This window comes from Streptomyces sp. URMC 126, from assembly GCF_051386555.1.
Taxonomy (GTDB): domain Bacteria; phylum Actinomycetota; class Actinomycetes; order Streptomycetales; family Streptomycetaceae; genus Streptomyces.
Genome location: NZ_JBPQTX010001269.1, coordinates 1 through 241, shown reverse-complemented (window position 1 = coordinate 241; position 241 = coordinate 1). Strand labels below are relative to the sequence as shown.

The 241-nt window shown below is 67.6% G+C and carries 1 protein-coding gene; it reads right to left on the bottom strand.

What is annotated here, in order from left to right:
• A partial coding sequence (locus ACSNOK_RS35925) for a 3-hydroxyacyl-CoA dehydrogenase family protein (protein WP_436784849.1) occupies positions 1-241 on the bottom strand: 241 nt, incomplete at both ends.

Below are 241 nucleotides of genomic sequence, written 5' to 3'. Positions count from 1 at the left end.
CCTCGTACATCGAGTACGCGACCGAGGCGACGGTGTCCAGGCCGATGAGGTCGGCGAGCTTGAGCGGCCCCATGGGGTGCGCGCAGCCCATCTCCATGCCGTTGTCGATGTCCTCGCGGCTGGCGATGCCCGTCTCGAACATCCGGATCGCCGAGAGCAGGTACGGGATCAGCAGCGCGTTGACCACGAAGCCCGAGCGGTCCTGGGCGCGGATGGCGTGCTTGCCCAGCAGCTTGACGAC